Source organism: Cohnella massiliensis (genome assembly GCF_900169535.1).
GTDB classification, from domain to species: domain Bacteria; phylum Bacillota; class Bacilli; order Paenibacillales; family Paenibacillaceae; genus Cohnella; species Cohnella algarum.
The window spans coordinates 1973420-1994582 of the sequence record NZ_LT821259.1; the positions used below are offsets into that span (position 1 = coordinate 1973420).

16 protein-coding genes, 1 pseudogene and 1 riboswitch are annotated in these 21163 nt (G+C 57.4%); of the genes and pseudogenes, 15 read left to right on the forward strand and 2 right to left on the reverse strand.

All coding sequences use genetic code 11. The features are described 5' to 3' along the window. Positions 1–38: 38 nt before the first annotated feature. The 6 genes from B7E11_RS22950 to B7E11_RS22965 all read left to right on the forward strand — a co-directional run bounded on the left by B7E11_RS22950 (position 39) and on the right by B7E11_RS22965 (position 6477). Positions 39–410 (forward strand): iron chaperone, encoded by a 372-nt coding sequence (locus B7E11_RS22950; RefSeq protein WP_080839219.1) that lies wholly within the window; start codon positions 39–41, stop codon positions 408–410. 62 nt (positions 411–472) lie between these two features. Then, positions 473–559, forward strand: a riboswitch (cyclic di-GMP riboswitch). A gap of 320 nt (positions 560–879) precedes the next feature. Continuing rightward, positions 880–2406 carry a collagen binding domain-containing protein gene (locus B7E11_RS30440; RefSeq protein ID WP_245809796.1) on the forward strand — a complete coding sequence of 509 codons (1527 nt, stop codon included), beginning with the start codon at positions 880–882 and terminating at the stop codon, positions 2404–2406. Next, positions 2391–4478 (forward strand): LPXTG cell wall anchor domain-containing protein, encoded by a 2088-nt coding sequence (locus B7E11_RS30445; protein WP_245809797.1) that lies wholly within the window; start codon positions 2391–2393, stop codon positions 4476–4478. Before B7E11_RS30440 ends, B7E11_RS30445 begins: the two co-directional genes overlap by 16 nt. A gap of 638 nt (positions 4479–5116) precedes the next feature. Then, complete coding sequence (locus B7E11_RS29750; RefSeq protein ID WP_176220864.1) at positions 5117–5275, forward strand: hypothetical protein; 159 nt, start codon at positions 5117–5119, stop codon at positions 5273–5275. A 26-nt stretch (positions 5276–5301) separates the two neighbouring features. Beyond that, positions 5302–5883 (forward strand): DUF1349 domain-containing protein, encoded by a 582-nt coding sequence (locus B7E11_RS22960; RefSeq protein WP_080840946.1) that lies wholly within the window; start codon positions 5302–5304, stop codon positions 5881–5883. A 51-nt stretch (positions 5884–5934) separates the two neighbouring features. Beyond that, positions 5935–6477, forward strand: coding sequence for a GNAT family N-acetyltransferase (locus B7E11_RS22965; RefSeq protein ID WP_080839221.1), 543 nt, complete (start codon positions 5935–5937; stop codon positions 6475–6477). 19 nt (positions 6478–6496) lie between these two features. Here the strand turns inward: B7E11_RS22965 and B7E11_RS22970 are convergent, their stop codons facing one another. Together B7E11_RS22970 and B7E11_RS22975 are read right to left on the reverse strand one after the other, a co-directional pair. Continuing rightward, positions 6497–7165, reverse strand: coding sequence for a phosphatase PAP2 family protein (locus B7E11_RS22970; protein WP_080839223.1), 669 nt, complete (start codon positions 7163–7165; stop codon positions 6497–6499). A gap of 184 nt (positions 7166–7349) precedes the next feature. Then, on the reverse strand, positions 7350–7724 hold the full coding sequence (locus tag B7E11_RS22975) for a LysM peptidoglycan-binding domain-containing protein (RefSeq protein ID WP_080839225.1): 375 nt from the start codon (positions 7722–7724) through the stop codon (positions 7350–7352). 93 nt (positions 7725–7817) lie between these two features. Between B7E11_RS22975 and B7E11_RS29170 the strand changes: the two are divergent. From B7E11_RS29170 to B7E11_RS23010, 9 genes and pseudogenes are all read left to right on the forward strand, one after another. After that, positions 7818–7972 (forward strand): annotated as a pseudogene (locus B7E11_RS29170) (ring-cleaving dioxygenase); the annotation flags it as partial. Positions 7973–8004: 32 nt separating this feature from the next. Then, positions 8005–8616 carry a flavin reductase family protein gene (locus tag B7E11_RS22980; protein WP_080839227.1) on the forward strand — a complete coding sequence of 204 codons (612 nt, stop codon included), beginning with the start codon at positions 8005–8007 and terminating at the stop codon, positions 8614–8616. Between the two features lie 143 nt (positions 8617–8759). Continuing rightward, on the forward strand, positions 8760–11075 hold the full coding sequence (locus tag B7E11_RS22985) for an FAD-dependent oxidoreductase (protein ID WP_245809798.1): 2316 nt from the start codon (positions 8760–8762) through the stop codon (positions 11073–11075). A 100-nt stretch (positions 11076–11175) separates the two neighbouring features. Continuing rightward, positions 11176–12975 carry a sensor histidine kinase gene (locus B7E11_RS22990; protein WP_080839229.1) on the forward strand — a complete coding sequence of 600 codons (1800 nt, stop codon included), beginning with the start codon at positions 11176–11178 and terminating at the stop codon, positions 12973–12975. Further along, complete coding sequence (locus B7E11_RS29755) at positions 12953–14461, forward strand: response regulator transcription factor (RefSeq protein ID WP_176220866.1); 1509 nt, start codon at positions 12953–12955, stop codon at positions 14459–14461. Before B7E11_RS22990 ends, B7E11_RS29755 begins: the two co-directional genes overlap by 23 nt. A 572-nt stretch (positions 14462–15033) precedes the next feature. Next, the gene (locus B7E11_RS30450) at positions 15034–16782 is read left to right on the forward strand and encodes a WD40/YVTN/BNR-like repeat-containing protein (protein WP_245809799.1); all 1749 of its coding nucleotides are present in this window, start codon (positions 15034–15036) and stop codon (positions 16780–16782) included. A 409-nt stretch (positions 16783–17191) separates the two neighbouring features. Next, positions 17192–19195, forward strand: a complete 2004-nt coding sequence (locus B7E11_RS23000) for a golvesin C-terminal-like domain-containing protein (protein WP_240353785.1) — start codon at positions 17192–17194, stop codon at positions 19193–19195. Between the two features lie 125 nt (positions 19196–19320). Beyond that, on the forward strand, positions 19321–20247 hold the full coding sequence (locus B7E11_RS23005) for an ABC transporter permease (protein ID WP_245809864.1): 927 nt from the start codon (positions 19321–19323) through the stop codon (positions 20245–20247). Next, positions 20241–21101, forward strand: coding sequence for a carbohydrate ABC transporter permease (locus tag B7E11_RS23010; RefSeq protein ID WP_080839235.1), 861 nt, complete (start codon positions 20241–20243; stop codon positions 21099–21101). Before B7E11_RS23005 ends, B7E11_RS23010 begins: the two co-directional genes overlap by 7 nt. Positions 21102–21163 lie beyond the last annotated feature (62 nt).

Sequence of the window (21163 nt, forward strand, 5' to 3'; positions counted from 1 at the left end):
GAAGGACGAGTGAGGAATCAAAAGAAGGAGGGAACGACATGGAAGTTTTCGCAAAATATTTAGCGCGCATCGATAATCCGGAACATCGGGCCCGAACGGAAGAGGTTTTGGCTTGGGTAACGAAAAAATTTCCGAATTTAGCGCCCAAACTGGCGTGGAATCAGCCTATGTTTACCGATCACGACACCTTTATTATTGGCTTCAGCGTTTCCAAACGTCATTTGGCCGTCGCCCCCGAACGGGCAGGGATGCAGCATTTTTCGGATGAAATTGTCCAGTCCGGCTACGATCACACCAACGAGTTGGTCCGTATTCCGTGGGGGAGTCCGGTTGATTTCTCTCTGCTTGAGAAATTCATTGAATTCAATATTTTGGATAAGGCGGACTGTCCGACGTTTTGGCGGAAATAAAGAATGGGATTTTTTACTTGATAGAAGCCTGGATTTTTGATATGATAAGTTCACAAAGCTACTCACGATAACGGCAAACTTGTCGAAAGGCAAGGACGCAAAGCTATAGGGCCTTCATGACGTGATGTCAATGGCAGCCAGCTACCGAACGAAGACGCTTTTTTTGTTTTTTTGGACTTGCTGTTATTTCAAATTTAATCTTGCAGGAAATCAAGCTTTGGACTCTAGTCCAAGGCTTATTTGGATTTGTTTAGAAAATGTACAGTTTCTGGTGCTACAATGGCGAAAGCCCATTTGGTTCTGAAAAACTATCAAGCGCAAGGAGTCGCGCCAATAGGAAATGGCGGAGGTGATGAGCTCGATGGTCCCTTATCGGTACCGTCCGATGGGTGCATGGTGCGATTTGCGCACGGAAAGGCAAGATCGGAACCAATAGTATGAGGGTGATGAAGAGGACGAGGGAGAGACTATGAAGAAAAAAGCAAGTGCATTCGCTGTGGCCCTGTTGCTCCTGTTCCAAACGCTGCTTGGCGCATCGGCCTGGACGACCCATGCTGCGGCAAGCGTGCAGGAATCCGTATATGGTGTGACGTATAGCGTCTATAACCCGACATCGCCAGTCGTTCATTCGGATAATATTTTAACAAAAGTTGTGTTAACCGATACGAACGGTTCCGTGATCGATGCCGTGTATCATCCGGACAGCAGTTTGGATATCGGCGCAGCTGTCAATCTCAGCTACGAATGGGAGCTTCCGAACGGACACGGCTACAAGGCCGGGGATACGTTTACCTTCGAGCTGCCGACGCAGTTTGAAATTTTTACCGACATTAACGAACCGCTCGTTTCCGATCAAGGCGAGGTAGGCCGATTTACGGTCGATCGGAACGGAAAGGTCGTCATGACCTTCAACGATTACGTGGAGAACCATTCCAACGTAAGCGGCAAGCTGGAAATTCGCACGGAATTCAGGAAGGAACTCATTAAAGGCAGCACGGAAATCATAATCGCCATTCCCGTAAGAAGCGGCGAGCAGACCGTAATCGTTCGCCTGAAGCCGCAGGGCGGAAAGCTGATCGAAAAGCAAGGAAATGCGGTCGGCAAAAATCAGATAAACTGGACCGTCAAGATCAATACGACGCTTGACAAAATCAAACATGCGGTCGTCACCGATGCAATGCCAGAGGGTCTGGAGCTTATCGACGGTTCTGTCGAGGTTTATCACTTGCAAGTGAACGGAGACGGATCGACGCTCCTTGGCGACAAGGTAGAGGACAGCAAGGTTACGGTCGCTACGAATAACGGCGCCAAACTTGAGCTTGCGTTCGCGGATGAGACGATCGGCAAGGCGTATGAGATTCGTTTCTCGACGAAGCTGACCGACGGGCCGTCGGGCAAGGTGAAGTTTGAAAATACCGCCGTTCTGTCCGGCGATGACAGGGAAGAAGCGAAAGCGACCGCATCGGTAACGGTGGATCGCGGAGAATTTTTGACCAAATCGTATCGCGAAGATAAAGATACCGGAATCGTCACTTGGACGGTGAAATACAACTTCAACGAAAAACAGATTCCGAAAGACCAAGCGGTCATCACGGATGAATTCAATTCGATTCATACGTGGATTGCCGATTCGCTGAAGGTGTATAAAGGGAATTCGACGAATGCCAAAGATTTGCTTTCTGCGGATGATTATATGGCCGAAGCGACGGGCACGAACGGGTTCAAACTTCAGTTCAACCAGGATATCGATTCGCCGTATACGATCGTTTACCAAACGAAGCCGGTCGATCGATTGAGCGCCGAAGGCCAGCAGGTCAAAAATAAAGTCGTTTCGGGCGAATCGTCCAAAGAAGCGACAACCCCGGCCCAACAAGCCGCGCGTTGGCGAAAGGCGTCTCGAATGTCAATTTCGCCGATAAAACGGCGAAGTGGCAAATTACGGTCAACGGCGATAAAAAGCCGGACGGAAGCAAATACAGCATGGACAACGTGGTAATTACGGATACGTTCCCGAATAACGGTCTCGAATTCGTTCCGAATTCGGTGATCGTAAAAGCCGACGGGAAAACCGTTCCATCGAGCGATTATAAAGTGGAATACGATCAAGTGCGCGCCGGCTTTGTCATCAAGTTCGCCAAAACCATCGACACCACGTATACGATCGAGTATGAAACGAAGTTTAACATCGGCTGGCTGAAGAACAAGAATGGGAATTTTATCAACAAAGCTTCGATGACGTGGCTTGAAAACGGCGTGGAGAAAGGACCGATCGAACGGAGCGCAAGTTTTTCCGCTGACGAATATACGAAAAATAACGGCGGCAAAGACGGCAGCTACAATCCGGTCGAAAAGGAAATTACGTGGAACATCAAGTTGAACTACAATCTCGATCCGATTGCCGATGCAATCGTAACGGATGTTCTGAAACAGAATCAGAAGCTTGTTCCGGATTCGGTCAAGGTGTATGAGATGAAACTGACGGGAGGACGCAATGGCGTTGCCAAGGACGTTGAAGTACCGGCTAACCTGTACGAGGTGACGGAACCGTCCGAAGCGAACGGCAACCGGCTGTCCATTCATTTTACCCGCCCGATCTCATCCGCCTACTGGATAGAGTTCAAAACATCGCTGCAGGGTACGTTGATTGTCAAAAATATCGATAATACTGCCGAGCTGTGGAATGGCAGCGATAAAACGGCGACATGGAATGCCAGCGTGACGGTTCCCCACGGCGGCGAATATGTGACGAAAAGCGGCGGACAAAACGGAAGCAAAATCGATTGGTCGATTCGTATCAATGAAGGCCAGTCGCATATTTCCAACGCCAGAATCATCGACTATCCAAGCGCGAATCAGGTTTTGATCGAGGATTCGTTCCGCCTGTACGCTACCGAAATCGGCGCAAACGGCGATGCGGTCAAAGCCGAAGAGTTGACGAAAGGGAAGGACTATGCGTTGACCATCTCCAGGCTTGACGGAGATCAAGAGACGTTTGAATTGAGGTTCGCGGAAGACATCTCCACGGCCTATATTTTGGAATACCAATCGTTTATTACCGCCGGAGATAAAGAAACCGTGCAAAATAAGGTGGCGCTCGAAGGAGATCAGCTGAAGACCGAGCTCAGGGAAACGACGGAAGAGATCATTGTCCGCACTTCCTCCGGCTCCGGTTCGGGCGGCGGCGTCACGGGCAGCCTGGAAGTGACGAAGGTCGATCAGGACGATCCGGCGAAGCCGCTTTCGGGAGCGAAGTTCGCACTTTACGATGCGGCGGGCAAGCGGGCGGCGATCGTCAAAACGACGGATGCCGACGGCAAAATCCTGTTTACGAAGCTGCTGTACGACGATTATATTTTGAAGGAGCTGGAAGCTCCGGAAGGCTATACGATCGAGCAGGCTGAGCGAAACGTAACGATCGACTCCAGTATCGTAAGCCAAGGACATGTGAAGAAACTAATTGTTACGAACCGCAAGGAAGAGCCGGTTGACCCTGGCGAGCCTTCCGAACCCGAAAATCCGGACAACGGATCGGAGAATCCCGATGATGGAACGGAGAATCCGGATGACGGAGCGGAAAATCCAGATGGTGGATCGGAAAATCCGGATGACGGATCGGATAATCCAGATGGTGGATCGGAGAATCCCGATAACGGATCAGAAAATCCGGATAACGGATCGGAGAATCCCGAAACTCCAAGCGGTCCATCGGTTCCGGAAATACCGGTTCCGACGGACAACAATCCGGAGCAGCCGCAGACAACTCAACCAGGGACGCCAACCGAAGAAGTGGAAGTACCGGATGAAGAGATCCCGAAAGGCGAACCGACATTACCTGACACGCCTTCGACGGACGTTCCGGAGCCCGATCAAGAGCCTGTCGTCGAAATCGAAGAGGAGGAATTGCCGCTCGGCGGAGGCGAACCGGAAACGCAAGCTCCGACATCGGATAATCCGGTCAAGACGCTTCCGAAAACCGGCGAAGCAAGCCGCTATCCGTTCTATTTGGCGGGTTTCGGGCTGATCGCCCTCGGCGTATGGGCAGGCCGTAGACACATGATGAAACGATAACTCGTTAGCGGCGCTTCGGCTCCCCTTGTCCTGGAAGCAGGGCAGGGGGAGCTTTTTTAAAGAATCGACTTTGTAATATTTCTCGTAGATTAGCGCCGGAACCGTCAGAAAGCAGCCCACGAATAAAAGGCAGACGACGAAGAAGCCATAAACGCTTATCTTGTCTGCAATCAGATGACCGCCTACCGAAGCCGTCTTTCCCACGCTTTCGCCGATGGAGAGCAGGTTCGACATCCATTCCGTCTTCATTTGTGTGTCCTCCAATCCCGAATTTTTGATTTCTATTTTAGTGCGCAAAATATCCGATTCATGTGATGAAAGTCACAACTCAAAGAAGCCTTGATATGAGGGGCGGTACGGTCCCGCAGACAGATTTATACGAAATATCATACAAAAATGTATGCGGAACCGTCTGACGGGCCGACTTTGTATGATAAATCGTACAAATATCATCATAAAAGCGGCAAATGAAGGGTTCTTGTATGAAAAATCACACAAAAGCGCATAGAGAAAGGCCTGATGGGGGCGATTTTGCAGACTCAGGGGCGCAGGTTTCTTTATATTACCAGCCGATGTAACCCATGGTATAATGGAAGTGCTTTTCGCCTCGAAACTTAAGGGATGAAAGAGGTAAAATCATGCAGAAAGCCATCATTGTCTATTTTTTGACCGAGAAGAAAAACAATCTCGATGAGCTGAACCAGTATTTGGCGGACGGGTGGAAAGTCGTCAGTCAAAGAGCGATGAGCAACGGAGGAAACAACGCTTCTTTGTCTTTGGTTATTGTAGAGAAATGAACCCGGAACCGGAACTTGGAGGGAAAATGAAAATCGATCAATTCCGCTGGCTTAACGAGCCGCAAACGTATCAGTTCGATCCCGGCCGAGTCGTCCTTCGGACCGAGCCGCGCACCGATTTATGGCAGCGCACGTACTACGGCTTTCAAAACGATAACGCGCCTGCCCTGCTGACCGAGACGACGGACCCGTTTTTTACGTTTTCGGTCAAGACGGAGTTCGAGAGCAAAAGACGATACGACCAATGCGGCATTTTGGTGTACCTAGACAGCGACAACTGGTTCAAAGCCTCGACCGAATATGAAAACGAGACGTTCCAACGGCTCGGCAGCGTCGTCACGAATCGGGGGTACTCGGATTGGGCCACGACGGACATTCCTGCCGGCATCCGTTCGATTTTTTATCGGGTCAGCCGCCGGCGAAGCGATTATCTCATTGAAGCCTCATACGACGGGACGAATTACCGGCAGATGCGCATTTTCCGATTGCTTGAAGGGGGCGAAGCGATCCGGTTCGGCGTTTACGCTTGCAGTCCGGAGGACTCGTCGTTCGAGGCGATATTTACCGAGTTCGGAATAGAACCGTGCCGGTGGGAGGAACATACTTAGCTGGGAGAGGGGGCGTCGATCCGGCAAGAGCAAGCCCAAGGAGCGGTCGCGATGATATTCAGCACATTCGACAGGTTGGAAGCGCCTCACGGCGAAGCGGCTTTGCGGATCTATCGGGAGGCGTTTCCTAGCCGGAAACCGGATGCCGTCATTCGGGCGATGTTCGAACGGCGACTAAGTTATTTGCATACGGAAAGCACGGAAACCGAAGTGGCGGCGATGGCCATGACAGGCAACATACCGCAAGGGAACGCGCTGCTCATCGACTATTTGGCGGTGGCGGAAGCGAAACGGGAGCGCGGGATCGGGAGCCGGTTCGTGCGGAATATTGCCGACTGGGCCCGATCGGAGAAGCGGTTTCAAGCGATCATTCTCGAGGCGGAAGCGGAACCCGGCGCGGAAAACGAAGCCCGAATCCGTTTTTGGCAGCGCTGCGGATTCGTCTTGACCGATTACGTTCATAAGTACATTTGGGTTCCCGAAACGTATCGCGCCATGTATTTGCCTTTAGTCGCCGATTGGCGCGTAAGCGATAGAGGAGAAACGTTGTTCCGCTGGATCGGGGAGTTTCACCGTCGTTCGTTCGCAAGGTAAGAGGAAAATCGGTTCCCCTTCAATCTCTATCGTGAAATTGAACGTTCATAACCGTTCGCCAGCCCATAAGACAGATCAACAGCCAGGCCCCGCCGGCGGCGAAGCCCGCGATGACGTCGCTGGGATAGTGCACGCCTAAATAGACCCGGCTCAGGCCGATCATCAAAATCAGGACAATCGCCATGCCGCCGATGAAGATTTTTAAAAATCCCGACTTTACGTACATGGAGCAGAAAATCCCCAGCATTCCATAGAAGATGACGGCAATCATGGAATGTCCGCTCGGAAAGCTGTACCCGGTGATTTCAATCAATCGCTGGATATCCGGTCTCGGACGTTCGAAAGTCCGCTTGAGCAGCAAGTTGAAAAGTCCGCCTCCGCCGGCGGCAACGACCAGGAACAAGGCTTCCCGTCGCTTTTTTTGCCGCAGCAGGAAAACGACGAGAAGAAGAAGGAGCAGGACCACGGCCGCCGTTGAGCCCAGCGACGTCAACACTTTCATTATAGCGGTTAGCTCCGGAGCCGTCATTCCCTGTACCCGCTCGATAATGGACAGGTCAAAACGGGTCAAGCCGTTCTCCGCCAATTCGTCCGCGAACCTGGCGAATATAAACACGAAAACAAAGAGCAGCAAGGATGAAATCACCCATTCTCTTTTGGCGGATGCGTCCAATCGGTACAGCTTCATTCCGAATCCCCTTGTCGATCTTCTATTAATAGCTTTCCTTAAATATTATATCGTTCGGGACCGGGAGCTGGCAAAGGGACGAGGCGATCAGGCTGCGTCAACTTCGCGATACGGAAAAAAAGGGATGAAGCGGAATCGCATCCGCAACATCCCTTTCGATTGTCCGGCTGTACGGCCGAGGGGATTACATCTTCTGCTGCGGGGCGGCGGCCGTAGTCATTTCCGAATACGTTTTTTGACAAACCATGTTGGAAATGCGGGGAATGTACACCATCTCGCCGGCTCTCAATTGGTTCGGATCGGAGAGATGCGGGTTGGCTTCCTCCAGGATGGCTTGCGGCATGTTGTACTTGTGCCCGATCGAGGCGAGCGAATCCCCGGGCTGCGTCTGATGCTGCGCGTAGACCATGTCGTCCGAGCTGCCGTCTCGGAAAAACGGAAAGAAAAACGGGGAAAAGAAGAAAAAGGGAAACAGGAAACGGTTCGGGAAAAACGGGTGCGGGAACGGACGAAAGAAGGGGCGGCCGAAACCTCCGCCGGGAAAAAATCCGCGATCCATCGGGCAACCTCCAATAAAAATAGTCATTTGTCTATAGCATATTGCGGCGCGGGCAAATGGTTACGGAAAAAATGAATTTTCGCCTCTGCAAATATCGCGACCGATCCGCCGGGTTTCGCAAAGGACGAGCCGCGGGAGACGTTGGCGAAAAGCTGATGCTGCCGGCCTGGTTCGAAGCGAATCGCGCCCGAATCGAACAAAGTCTTACGCCGTTCTCCGTCCGCGTTCTGGATGCGGATAAGCAATGACGCGTCAAACCGAAAAAACAGGAGGCTCAACTATGGCGATTATCGATCCGTCGGAACAAAGCGAGCGCGACAATTACAAGCTGTTGATCGGCAGCATTTTGCCAAGGCCGATCGCGCTGGTGACGACGTTGTCCGAAGCGGGCGTCGTGAATGCCGCGCCGTTCAGCTATTTCAACATCGTAACGGCCAACCCGCCGATGATTTCGGTATCCGTCCAACGAAAAAACGGCCGGCCCAAGCATACCGCGAGCCATGCGATTGCCGCCGGCGCGTTTGTCGTGCATATTACGGACGAAGCCAACGTCGAGGCGGCCAACCAAGCTGCGGCGAACCTGCCCGCGGAGGAAAGCGAGCTTCCGTTCGCGGGCTTGACGGCGGTCCCGAGCGAGAAGGTGATCGTTCCGGGCGTCGCCGAGGCGAAAATCCGCATGGAATGCGTGCTGGAGCATGCTTATCCGCTGGGCGGAACGGAGGAGGAGCCGGCCTGCGATTTGCTGATCGGACGCGTCGTTTGCTTCCACGTGGACGACGGGCTGCTGCAGGACGGGCGTATCGACGCGCGGGGGCTGCAGCCGGTCAGCCGCCTGGCCGGCAACAGCTACGGGAAGTTAGGCGAAATTTTTTCGCTGGATCGGCCCGAATAAACAGGCCCCGACTTCTCCATCCGCCGAGCGCGGCCGCATGAAGCAAGCGGATATGTTCACTGCTTCCCCAAGATATGTTCATCGACCTTCAAGCCGGCGATTTTTACAATAGAAGCACGATGAAAGCCATTGGAGGTATCGGCGTGAGCGTTTCGATAAAGGAGCAGTACGACGTCGTCGTGTGCGGCGGCGGTTTGGCGGGGTTTTGCGCGGCGGTGGCGGCGGCCAGGCAGGGGATGAACACCTGCATCATTCAAGACCGGCCGGTGTTCGGAGGGAACAGTTCGTCGGAAATTCGGGTGACGCCGCACGGGGCGGCCCAGTTTCATGCTTACGCAAGAGAAACGGGCATCATTTCGGAGCTGCTGGCGGAGGAACGCGCCGCCAATCACGAAAAAGTGCGCGAAAACGGCTGGACGAACAGCGTATGGGACATGACGATGTACGATATGGCGATGTCGACGCCGAATTTGGCGTTTCACTTGAACTCGACGGTGACGGAAGTCGTCATGGACGGTCCGCGCAAGATTAGCGCCGTCAAAGTCAAAATCGCCGGCGCCGAGACGGAGCTGACTGTCCAAGGCAAAGTGTTTATCGACAGCACCGGGGACGGCGTCGTCGCCGATAAGGCCGGGTGCGAATGGCGATGGGGGACCGAGGGCCGCGACGAATTCGGCGAACCGCACGCGCCCTCGCGGGCGAGCAAGGATACGATGGGCAGCTCCATTCATTTCCGGGCGAAAGATATGGGCCGTCCGGTTCCGTTCCGCGCGCCGGAGTGGGCGGTCAAGCACGAGGATCCCGCCTATTTTTACAAGCAGGGCCGGCATTTTTACGACCTCGTCTCCGGCTACTGGTGGATCGAAATCGGCGTGCCGTGGAACACGATTTACGACAACGAGCAAATTCGGCACGAGCTTACGCGGCATACGCTCGGCATTTGGGACTGGATCAAAAACCGCGACCCGGAGCTGAAGGAAAAAGCGGCGAATTACGCGCTCGACTGGATCGGCCAGGTGCCGGGCGAACGGGAAAGCCGCCGCATTATCGGCCGCTACTTCATGACCGAACACGATCCGGCGAACAAGACGGTATTCCCTGACGAGATCGCCTACGGCGGCTGGTTCATCGATTTGCACACGGCGGGCGGACTGCTGGCGCCGACGGCGGAGCCGGCGAGCGCGGAAGGCTATTCCGAAACAAGCGATTACGCGATCAAAAGCTATTGCGGGCCGTACGGCATTCCGCTGCGGATTATGATTCCGAAGGACGTCGACAATTTGCTGACGGCCGGACGCAACGTCAGCGTCTCCCATGCGGCCCTCGGCACGGTGCGGGTCATGGCGACGACGGCGCTGATGGGACAAGCGGCGGGCACGGCGGCGGCGTTCGCGCTCCGAAACGGCATCGGCGTCGCCGACGTGCCGGATGCCTGCATGACGGAAGTGCAGCAGCGGCTGCTGCGCGACGGCTGCTTCTTGCCGAACGTCCGAAACGAGGATCCGGGCGATATGGCACGCGTCGCCCATGCCGAGGCGAGCAGCGCGGCAAGCGTTTACGGAGTCGGGCCCGAAAGCTCCGACCGAACCGGCGGGTTCCGTCCGTTTGCCCTCGAAGAAACGGCGGAACCGCTGACCTGCCGCCGCGGGCAATGGATCGCCGTCGGCGCGGAAGAAATTCACGCGCTGGCCGTTTGCCTCAGCAACGGAACGGACAGCGTGCAGAAGGTGGAGGCGGCGCTTGTGCCGGTCGACCATATTTGGGATTACCGCGCCGAACCCTATCCTCCGCTGGCGACGGCGACGCTCGACGTGCCGCCGGGGAACAAGGTCTGGATCGAGTGGCCGGTCATGATCGGCGCCGACGACGGGCTTGTCCCCGGCACCTATGTCAGACTGGATCTGATGGCCAATCCGAATGTCGAATGGCATATGGCCGGAACGATTTTGCCGGGCCACGTCTCGGCGTTCGAGATGGGAGCCGGCCGGATGCGCCGCTATCGCGACGGGGGGACGCTCAGCTTCCGGATCGATCCGCCGCAGCCGTCCTACGGGGCATCCAACGTCTTGTCCGGCGTCGCCCGCCCCTACGATTTCACGAACGCGTGGCGCTCCGATCCCGCCCGGCCGCTGCCGCAATGGATCGGATTGCAGTGGGAAACGCCCCGCCGGATCGGACGGGTGGAGCTTGCGTTCCCCGGGCATCTGTTTCGGGAATATCACGGGTATCCGCCATTTTATCGCGATCCGCAATGCCCGAAGGAATATGCTGTCGAAGCTTACGCGAACGGGGAATGGCGCGAGCTCGTCCGCGTCCGCGACAATTTCCGGCAGCGCCGGGCGCACGATTTTCCGAACGGTGTTTTCGCTTCCCGGCTAAGGATCGTCGTCTATGCCACTAACGGCGATCCATCGGCCGCGGTAAGCGAAATTCGCTGTTACGCTCCCGAAAGCCGATAACGGCCGATTTGCCGCCCTCCCATGTCGGGGGCGGCATGTTCCGGTCTCGGGGCTTTCTGTGGTAAACTGCCCATATCATGAATGTTCGGGAGGTCGCGGCATGAAGGCATGGAGGTCGCTTTGGCCGGCAAGCATCAAAAATCGGCTGTTCGTCTCGATCCTTTTGTTCGTGCTCGTTCCTTCCGCATTTCTGCAGCTCCGAAACATCAGCCAGCTGGAAACGGCGATGGAATCGAATATCTCGCAGCAAAACGCCGCCCAACTCGATTCGATCAAAAACGGAATGGAAAACTTGCGAATCGGCGTTCTGGGAGGCATGCTGCAATTGGAGCGGGATCCCGAGCTGATCGCGATGCTGTCCTCGCCGGGCGAGCTTGCGGATACGGACCGGGATCTGCAAATCGCCAACCGGCTGCTCGCGCTGAAGCAGCGGTTGATGAACGCGCTTACCCCGGTCCACATTACGCTGGCCGACCAATATGGCCATGTCTATACGACGACCGAGGAGGGGGAGCCCGAGCGCTTCGTGTCCGTCTCGGACATTACGGGGCAGCCGGAGTATGCGACGCTGTCCGACACCGGTCAATCGTACATGTGGGCCGTTCACGAGTCGCGCGACCTGCTGGCGGATCTTTTTCCGCAATCGGAGCTTTACTCGCTGTTCGCCAAACTGACGACGGTAGACGGGGACACGTTCGGCTATTTGCGCATCACTCTCGATATCCGGACCTGGCTTCAGTCGATGACGAACGGCTTTCAGGTCAAGCAGACGTACTATTTGTTCGACGGCGACAGGCAGCCGATATTGCTGCCGCAGGACGATCGCGCGACAGCGCAGCTTCTCGGCATGCGGGAGCTGTTCGCGAACGATCCTTACCGCCATGCGACGGACGAGAACAGCCAGTTTATTTATAACGGCATTTATTTGCCCAATCTGGACTGGACGCTCGTCACCCGCTTCCCGCTCGAGGCGCTCTCCGGCAATCTCCGCGCGATGAGAAGCGAGGTGATCGTTTCCTTTTCGCTCACCGTCGTCTTGTTTATCGGCGTTACCTACGCGATCGTTTCCTCCATCGTCAGGCCGCTTCGCGCGCTCCAGCGAACGATGAAGGAGCTGGTCGACCGGGATCTCGACGTCCGCATTCCCGAGCACCGATTCAAGGGCGAGCTTCTGGTGCTGGCCAAGGCGTTCAACGGGATGATCGGCGACATCAAGGGCCTCATCTCCCGGCTTCGGACGGAGGAACGGCAGAAGGAGGCGTTTCATTTTCAAATGCTCATGTCCCAGATGAATCCTCATTTTCTGCTCAATACATTGAACACGATCAAGTGGAACGCCCGCAACCACGGCGATCTCGCCACGTCCGAAATTTGCCAAAATCTCGGCCGTCTGCTGGAATCGAGTTTGAACAGCGAAGTCGACCTGGTCCATTTGAAAGAAGAGATCGAGCTGGTCAAAGCTTACGCGTACATTCAATCGTTCCGGTACGACCACAGCTTCAAGACCGAGTACGAAATCGACGAAGAGCTGCAATATGCGCTCGTGCCGAAGCTTAGCCTGCAGCCGCTTGTGGAAAACGCCATTTACCATGGCCTGGTGCATATGAAGGACGGAGGCGCCATTCGCATCTCCGCCGCGCGCCGGGAACGGCAGCTTCGGATCGAAATCCGGGACAACGGGCAAGGGCTGGGCGGCGAAAAACCGAAATCCGGGCGCAAACGGAAGGGGATCGGCCTCAGCAATTTGCGCGCCCGACTGGAGCTGCTGTTCAAGGACCGGTCGTCTCTTTCGCTGTTTCCGCTGGAGCAGGGCACGTTGGTCGTGCTGGAAATGCCCCTGCTCATCTCTTCCCCCTACGACATGGAGGTGAAGCCCGATGTGGAAAATTCTGCTCGTTGAAGACGAGCCGTTCGTCCGCCGTTCGATCCGGAACGCCATCCCTTGGGAGGAACACGGGTTCACGATCGCCGGGGAAGCGTCGCACGGCCAGGAAGCGTTGGAGAAAATGAAGGAGCTCGACCCGGATATCGTCGTTACCGATATTTTCATGCCGTATATGGACGGAATCGAACTGCTGAAGACGGCCCGCGCCGAAGGCAGCGAAGCCCGGTTCATCATGCTGACGTGCGCGGGCGAATTCGAGTATGCGCGCGCGGCGCTCGAGCATGGCGCAAGCGGGTACATTCTCAAGCTGTCGATGGAAGACGACCAGCTGATCGGCGCGCTCGGCAAGGCGAAGGCGGAGCTCGACAAAATCGCGCGCCAGCAGGAACGCGCGCTGTGGGACTCGATCGGCAGCCGGATCGGGTATTTGTGGCGCGACATGCTCGGCAAGGAGCTGAGCGGCTATGAGCGCGAGAAGCTGGAGGAGCTGAAGCGGCATGGCTGGAACGGCGGCCGGCTGACGATCGCCACTGCGCTGAGCGGGTCCGAGCCGTTCGGCTGCGAGCGCTTCTGCGCGTTGCTCGGCGTATCGCCCGGCAACGGGGAGCTTGTCCATTCGTTTGCCCATATGGGGCAGACGACGCTGTTCATCCGGTGGAGCGGGGGGGCGCAGCCGGAGCTGCGGAAGCTGCCCGACCGGCAGCTTCCGGTCATCTGCCGCAGCGCGAGCGGGGAAGAGATCGAGGCGAAATGGCTGGCCAATCTCCGCTGGCTCGATCGTTTTTATTATAGCCGACCGACCGGCGGCGGCGCAGAAACGGACGGCGCGGAGTGGAACATGCCGGGCGTGCCCTGGGAGGTCGAACAGCCCGTCGTTCGGGCCTACGAGCGTCACGCGATCGCCGAATGCGCGGAGCTGCTCGCCGGCTTATGGGCGTATATGGCCGAGCGGGCGCTGCCGATGGTGCTGGCCAAGGAAACGGCGGAGCGGCTGGACAAATTGTTCGCGAGAATCAGCCGCAAGCCGCAGGAAGATACCGCGGCGCTAATGGCTTGCGTCCGGCACGACGCGCTGCTGCGAGAGCTGGACGGCCGGATGCGGCGGTACGCCAAAGGCAGCGGACGGCAAAACCCGGTCGAAACCGACCATCCCGAAATCAACGCCATCCTCCGTTATGTTCAGCAGCATTACGACCAGGAAATTTCGCTGCAAGCAATGGCCCAGCACGTCAACATGGACGAAAATTACTTGAGCAGCCTGTTCAAGAAAAAAACGGGCGACACGTTCATCAACTATTTGCAGCGGCTGCGGGTGGAGGAAGCGAAGTTTTACTTGGAGGAGACGGAGCTTGCGGTGGCCGAAATCGCCGAGCGCTGCGGGTTTTCGAATCCGAGCTACTTCTTCAAAATTTTCAAGCGCTGGACGGGAGCGACGCCGAACGAGCACCGGACGGTCCGCAAGCGCGAAACGTCCGGGTCCGGGAGCGGCGTCGGGCTTTGACGGGGGCCGGGGCCAGGCCGGGCCGGGGGCTGAATGGACGCAATGGCGGATTGGCGATGGGTTTGGTTTGAAAGGCAAGAAGGGTACCGGACGGACTACATGGCGGGTTAACGGTGGGTTTGGCGGGCAAGAAGGGGATTCAGGGGCTGAAATTATCAAGTCAAGGGACTGAACGATTGGCAGAACTTTTTTGCCGATCGGCAGTCCTTTCGCTTTTTTCAAAGGGATACATGGACTAACGAAGCGGGGAAGCGGGAAAGTGTCGAATGGCATACAATCGCGTCAGGAGACCGCACGAATCTGAAGTCTCTTCGGATTGAATGAAACTCGGACGCAGCGGACGACACAAATATGTAGGAACACTTACAGCGCATCCGAAGACTCCGCAACCGCAGGCGCCGTAGCCGCAGACAGATGAAATCTGCATGCCGGAACGAAGATTTGTTGATTTTATCGAGCGAATTCATTTGATACGATGCAATTGATTTATGAAAGCGCTTCACAAACTGCGATAAAGGAGTGGTTTTTATGATCGGGCAAGCGCCGAATATGGGGAAAAAGGGGTTGTTTTTGTGCTAGAACAAGCATGGGGGAGGAACAAAGCGCGAAGGTTGCTGGCGGCGGGAATCGCCCTGTTGCTGCTGCTTTCGGCGTTCTCGCCGGCGGCGAGAGCCGCATCCGATGCGACAGCGGAAGCGGCCTATGCCCAGGAGGAAACGGGAACCTACAGCTGGGGCGGCGTTCCGATCGGGGGAGGCGGCTATGTTACGGGGATCGTTGTTCACCCGACCGAACCCGATCTCGTCTACATCCGCACCGATGTCGGCGGCATCTACCGATGGAACGAGACAACCGCAAGCTGGAAACAGCTTGTCGGTTGGGCGGATCGCAGCCAGATCAATCTGTACGGCGGCGAAAGCATCGCGATCGATCCGACCGATCCGGACGTCGTCTATGCGGCGCTGGGCAAGTACGATTATTTGCGGCCAAGCGACATTTACAAATCGACGGATCGGGGCGAAACCTGGACCGCCACCGGCCTTAACGCGAACGGAGCCCAGGTCCGCATGGCCGCGAACGGCGGAAACCGAACCGCGGGGGAACGGCTGGCAGTCGATCCGAACGACGGCTCCGTCGTCTTTTTCGGATCGCGGTACGACGGTTTGTTCCGCAGCGGGGAAGGGGCGGCGCCCGGCAGTTGGACCCGGGTTGCGGGATTGCCGGTCGCCGGCAGCTCGCCCCACGGCGTCACGTTCGTCCTGTTCGATCCGTCTTCGGGTTCGCCGGGTGAAGGCAGCGCCGTTATTTATGCGGGCGTGCACAATTCGGGCGTTTACCGCAGCTCGGATTACGGCGACACCTGGACGCTGCTGACGGGCAGCCCAGCGCAGCCGCTCAGGGCGGCGGTAGACCCGAACGGCAAGCTGTACGTCGCGCATGGCGCCGGCCTTGCCGCCTATGAAAGCGGAGCTTGGTCCGACAGGACGCCGGCCGCCGATACGGGCAAAACGTTCGGTTCCATCGCGATCGATCCCGCCAATCCGGACCGGCTGATCGCGGCGCGCAAGCTCGACAGCCACGGCAACCCGATTTACCGGTCCGAGGACGGCGGCGCGACGTGGGAGACGGTGCCGTACGAACGCGATATCCGCGTGCCGTGGATGCCCGACTGGCACTGGTCGTCGGCAACGTCGGCGCTGGCGTTCGACCCGTTCCGTCCCGGCCGGGTCTGGCTGACGGACTGGTATTACCCCTGGCGGACCGAGGATATCGATGCGACGCCGACCGTTTGGCGCAACGATGCGAAAGGGTTGGAGACGGTCGTGAACGTCGCCAATCTGGTCAGTCCGCCGGGCGGGGGAACGATCCTCCATTCGGGCATTGCGGACAACGGGGGGGTTCGATCACCGATCGCTGGACGAAGTGCCGGCTTCCACTTACTTTACGGGAACGGACGGCATCCACGAGCTGACGACGACCGGCATCGACGTGCAGCAGCGAGACCCGAACTTCGTCGTCCGCGTCGGGACGTACGGCTGGAACGGAGACGGCCGCGAGGATCCCGGTTCGGGCGGTTATTCGGAAGACGGCGGCACGAGTTATACGGCGTTCGCCTCGCTGCCCTACAAGGGAGCGCAAGGCGGCAAAGTCGCGGTGTCGGCGACCTCGCCCGACGTCATCGTATGGGTGCCGCAGATGGGCGATATCCACTATACGGCCGACCGCGGCGCGACCTGGCAGAAGGCGGTCGGCGCGCCGTCCGGACTGCTGACGGGCAACCATATTTTCGGCAACTATTATCAGCCTCTGTCGGCCGATAAAGTACAGGGCGATACGTTTTACGTTTATGAAAAAAACGGCAGCTTCTACCGCAGCTCCGACGGAGGCCGAACCTGGGCAAAAGTCTCGACGCTGCCGGCGCAGCAGACCGCCTGGCATACGGTGGAAGCCGCGCCGGGCGTCATGGGCGAAGTTTGGGTAAGCTTGAACGATCAAGGGCTGTACCGGTCGAGCGACGGCGGCGAATCGTTCGGCAAAGTTCCGGGCGTTCGGCAGGCGTTCCTGTTCAGCTTCGGCAAGCACGCGCCGGGCCGCCTCAATCCGGCCGTTTTCGTATACGGCACGGTCGACGGCTTCGACGGAGAAGGCGTCTACCGTTCCGACGACATGGGAGTCACGTGGACGAGGGCGAGCGTCGACAATCCGTTTCCGGGGAACGACCCGAACGCGATGACCGGAGACCGGCAAGTGCACGGAAGAGTATACGTCGGCACGAACGGTACGGGCATTCTGTACGGCGCGTTGGCCGAGCCGCTGCCCGAACCGGAATACGAAAACGACGCGTCGCCCCCGAACGCGCCGGCGAACCTGCGGGCGGGCAAGACGACGCCGCATGCCGTCGACCTTCATTGGGACGCTTCCGCCTACGCGGATTCGGGCATGAAAGGCTACCGGGTGCTGGACGAAAACGGAGCCCCCGTGGCGGAAACGTACGGCACCTCGTTCAGCGTAGCCGGGCTGCAGCCGGAAACGCCGTATTCGTTCCGCGTGCAGGCGATCGACATGGCCGGCAACGTCTCGGCGCCGAGCGAACCCGTTTCGGCGACGACTTCGGCCGTCGATGCCGAGCCGCCGGCAGCCCCGACGGGACTTGCGGCCACGGAAACGGCGGCGTTCCGCATCTCGCTCGGGTGGTCTCCCGTCGAGGCGGACGATTTGCTCGGCTACCATGTTTACCGGGGCGCAACGCCCGGCTTCGAGCCGACCGCCGCCAACCGGATCGCGTCGCTGCTGACGGAGCCGGCGTTCGAAGACCGCAACGGGCTCGAAGCGGGAACCGTCTATTATTACCGGGTCCAGTCCGTCGACCAAGCGGGCAACGTTTCCGCGCCTTCGGAGGAGCTGGCCGTTTCGACCGAACCGGACCTGAGCGTAGACGTCATCGTCGACAACCTGGATGCCGGATTTACGTCGGATTCGCCCTGGACGCCGAGCACGTACTCCGCTTCCCGATACGGGGCAAACTATTACCACGACGGCAAAACGCCCGGCAAATGGGCCAAATGGACGCCCTACATTACCGAGCCCGGCGATTACAACGTCTATATGCTGTGGAACGCCTCGGCCGACCGCGTTACCGCCGCACCGCTGGAAATCGGCCACGCGGAAGGAACGGACACGAGCGTTCGGGCGAACCAGACGCAGGACGACAACCGCTGGGTTTACATCGGCACCTACCCGATGGAGGCGGGATCGGACGGCTATGTGAAAATCGTCTCCAACGGCTCCAATACGACGATCGCCGACGCGGTGAAATTTTCGCTCGCGGAGCGGGACGGCTACGGAGCGACGCACCCCGGCGCGGCGAACGCTCCGGATTCGTCGGCTCCTACGATTGCGTTCGATCGGGAGGACGGAACGGAAACCGCCGGCGATTACGTCGTTCGGGGCCGCGCGAACGAAGTCGTATCGCTGACGGTGACGCACAATGGAACCGAGCTGGAGACCCCTTACAAAGAAAGCTGGAGCAACCGGTTTGCCGTTTCCGTCCATCTCGCCGAAGGGACGAACCGGATCGTCGTCGAGGCCGTCGACCGCGCGGGCAACCGGTCGTCCCGGACGCTGACGCTCGAAGCCGGGCCGTCGTATACGCCGGCGGTTTATCGCCAGGGCGTCATCCGGGCCGAACCGGGGCTCGACGGCAACGGCGCCGCGTACGTTCGGCTGGCTCCGGACATCGTGGCCCAGGCGGCTTCGGCATCGCCAAAGAAAAACATCGCGATCGCCGCAGCCATCCCGGAAGGCGTCTCGGACATCTCGCTCGACTTGCCGGCGGAGCCGCTTCAACGCAAAGCCTGCTCCTGCCGGGTCAGCCTCGATCTCGGCATCGCCGAAATCGATTTGCCCGCGGGCGAGCTTGTCCGCGGCGGCACGGCCGACGGAGCGCGGATAAAGCTTCGCGTCGTCCGTACGGGCGATACGTACCGGATTGAACTGACGAACGGACGGGGCGAAGCTTTTGCGACGAAGCCGGTCGACATCGCGCTTTCCTACAAGCTGAACAAAGGGGATGCCCCGGGCAAAGTGAACGTATACCGTCTCCCGGACGACGCAGGCGATAGAGTGCCGCTCAAAGCCGAATACCGTCCGAAGGCCGGCAAAGCCTTTTTCAAATCGCCGCTCCCGGCTACGTTTGCGATCGAATACGGCAAAAAGAAACCGAAAACAAAGTGAGAATCGTGCACGGAATCCCACAGATACGATGATATTGCCCGCTCCGCCGATTCGTTATGATGAAGGTAACGATAACGATGAAACGAGTTGAGGCTATGAAACAGCAGATCGCGGCGCCGGCGCAGATGGCCTCCGGCACCAAAGCCGGCAGGAAGCTGGCCGGCATCTGGCAAATGAAGGCGCTTTATCTGATGCTTCTCCCGTGTCTCGTCTGGTATTTTATTTTCAAATACTTGCCGATGTACGGGGTCATCATTTCCTTCAAGGACTACAATTTCACGGACGGCATCCTGAACAGCCCGTGGGCCGATCCCTGGTACAAGTATTTTCAGCAGTTTTTCGAATCGCCGTATTTTTCGCAGCTGCTGTCGAATACGCTCCTGATCAGCCTGTACAAGCTCGTGTTCGGCATGTTCCCGTCGATCGTGCTGGCCATTTTGTTCCACGAATGCCGGATCAGCTGGCTCAAAAGATGGGTGCAGACGCTTAGCTATATGCCGCACTTTTTGTCCTGGATCATCATTTACGGCATTTCGATCGCGTTCCTGTCGGAAACGACCGGCCTGATCAACCGGTGGATCACGGAAGCGGGCGGCGGCTCCATCCCGTTCATGAATTCCACCGAATGGTTCCGGACCGTGCTCGTCTCCACGGAAATCTGGAAGGATCTCGGCTGGGGCGCCATCATCTATCTGGCGGCGATCAGCGCGATCGACCCGACGCTCTACGAGGCGGCAAGAGTGGACGGAGCAAGCCGGCTGAGAATGATCTGGCACGTGACGCTGCCGGGAATTCGCAACGTCATTACGCTGCTGCTCATTTTGAAAATCGGCAGCATTATGGACGCCGGCTTCGAGCAAATCTTCGTTTTCTACAATCCGCGCGTTTACGAGGTAGGCGACATCATCGATACGTGGGTATACCGGACCGGGCTCGAACAGATGAGCTTCAGTCTCGCGACGACGGTCGGCCTGTTCAAATCCGCGATCGGCTTCGTGCTTATTATCGGCGCGAACAAGCTGGCGAAAAGATGGGGGGGAAGCATATGGTAACCGGCAAATCGGACCGGGTGTTTAACGGATTCGTCTACGCTATCCTGATCGCGGTCGCCCTGATGTCCATTTTCCCGCTGCTGTACGTCGTCTCGATGTCGCTTACGCCTTATAGCGAAGTCGTCAAGAACGGAGGCTTCGTGGTCATTCCGCGCAGCCTCTCCTTCGAAGCGTACGAACGTATTTTCGCCGATCCCGCGCTGGGCCGGTCCATGCTCGTCACGGTGTTCGTCACCGTCGTCGGCACGATCGTCAACCTGCTGTTGACGACGATCGCCGCCTACCCGCTCAGCCGCCGCAATTTGAAGGGGCGCACGTTTTTCCTGCTGTTCATCGTCGTGACGATGCTGTTCAACGGAGGTCTCATTCCGACCTATCTGATCGTCCAATCGCTGGGGATTTTGAACACGGTGTGGTCGCTGATCGTCCCCGGCGCGATCGCTACCTTTAACGTGCTGGTGATGAAAAGCTTTTTCGAAAATCTTCCGGAAGAGCTGTTCGAGTCCGCGAAGATCGACGGGGCGAAGGAATTCCGGATTTTGTGGCAGATCGTGCTGCCGCTGTCCGTCCCGTCCGTCATGACGGTCGGCCTGTTCTACATGGTCGGGCACTGGAACTCCTTTTTTTCCGCCGTGCTGTACATTACCGATTCGGACCTTCATCCGCTGCAGGTCGTCATCCGCAACATGCTGCTGCTTTCGCAATCCAGCGAGCTGCAAGCCGAGGTGACCGTTCCTACGGCCGCGATGCAGATGGCCGCCGTCATCGCGGGAAGCCTGCCGATCATCGCCGTCTATCCGTTTATCCAGAAACACTTTACGAAGGGTATGCTGCTGGGCGCGATCAAGGGATAAACTTGGAAGCCGCGAGGCGGACGAGTATATTCATAGTAAGGACATCAAACCGAAAGAAGGGG

Bases quoted from the DNA above. Each gene is read 5' to 3' on its own strand.
- B7E11_RS22950 (WP_080839219.1), top strand. From the start codon at position 39: ATGGAAGTTTTCGCAAAATATTTAGCGCGCATCGATAATCCGGAACAT.
- B7E11_RS30440 (WP_245809796.1), top strand. From the start codon at position 880: ATGAAGAAAAAAGCAAGTGCATTCGCTGTGGCCCTGTTGCTCCTGTTC.
- B7E11_RS30445 (WP_245809797.1), top strand. From the start codon at position 2,391: ATGGACAACGTGGTAATTACGGATACGTTCCCGAATAACGGTCTCGAA.
- B7E11_RS29750 (WP_176220864.1), top strand. From the start codon at position 5,117: ATGCAGAAAGCCATCATTGTCTATTTTTTGACCGAGAAGAAAAACAAT.
- B7E11_RS22960 (WP_080840946.1), top strand. From the start codon at position 5,302: ATGAAAATCGATCAATTCCGCTGGCTTAACGAGCCGCAAACGTATCAG.
- B7E11_RS22965 (WP_080839221.1), top strand. From the start codon at position 5,935: ATGATATTCAGCACATTCGACAGGTTGGAAGCGCCTCACGGCGAAGCG.
- B7E11_RS22970 (WP_080839223.1), bottom strand. From the start codon at position 7,165: ATGAAGCTGTACCGATTGGACGCATCCGCCAAAAGAGAATGGGTGATT.
- B7E11_RS22975 (WP_080839225.1), bottom strand. From the start codon at position 7,724: ATGGATCGCGGATTTTTTCCCGGCGGAGGTTTCGGCCGCCCCTTCTTT.
- B7E11_RS22980 (WP_080839227.1), top strand. From the start codon at position 8,005: ATGGCGATTATCGATCCGTCGGAACAAAGCGAGCGCGACAATTACAAG.
- B7E11_RS22990 (WP_080839229.1), top strand. From the start codon at position 11,176: ATGAAGGCATGGAGGTCGCTTTGGCCGGCAAGCATCAAAAATCGGCTG.
- B7E11_RS29755 (WP_176220866.1), top strand. From the start codon at position 12,953: ATGTGGAAAATTCTGCTCGTTGAAGACGAGCCGTTCGTCCGCCGTTCG.
- B7E11_RS23000 (WP_240353785.1), top strand. From the start codon at position 17,192: ATGACCGGAGACCGGCAAGTGCACGGAAGAGTATACGTCGGCACGAAC.
- B7E11_RS23005 (WP_245809864.1), top strand. From the start codon at position 19,321: ATGGCCTCCGGCACCAAAGCCGGCAGGAAGCTGGCCGGCATCTGGCAA.
- B7E11_RS23010 (WP_080839235.1), top strand. From the start codon at position 20,241: ATGGTAACCGGCAAATCGGACCGGGTGTTTAACGGATTCGTCTACGCT.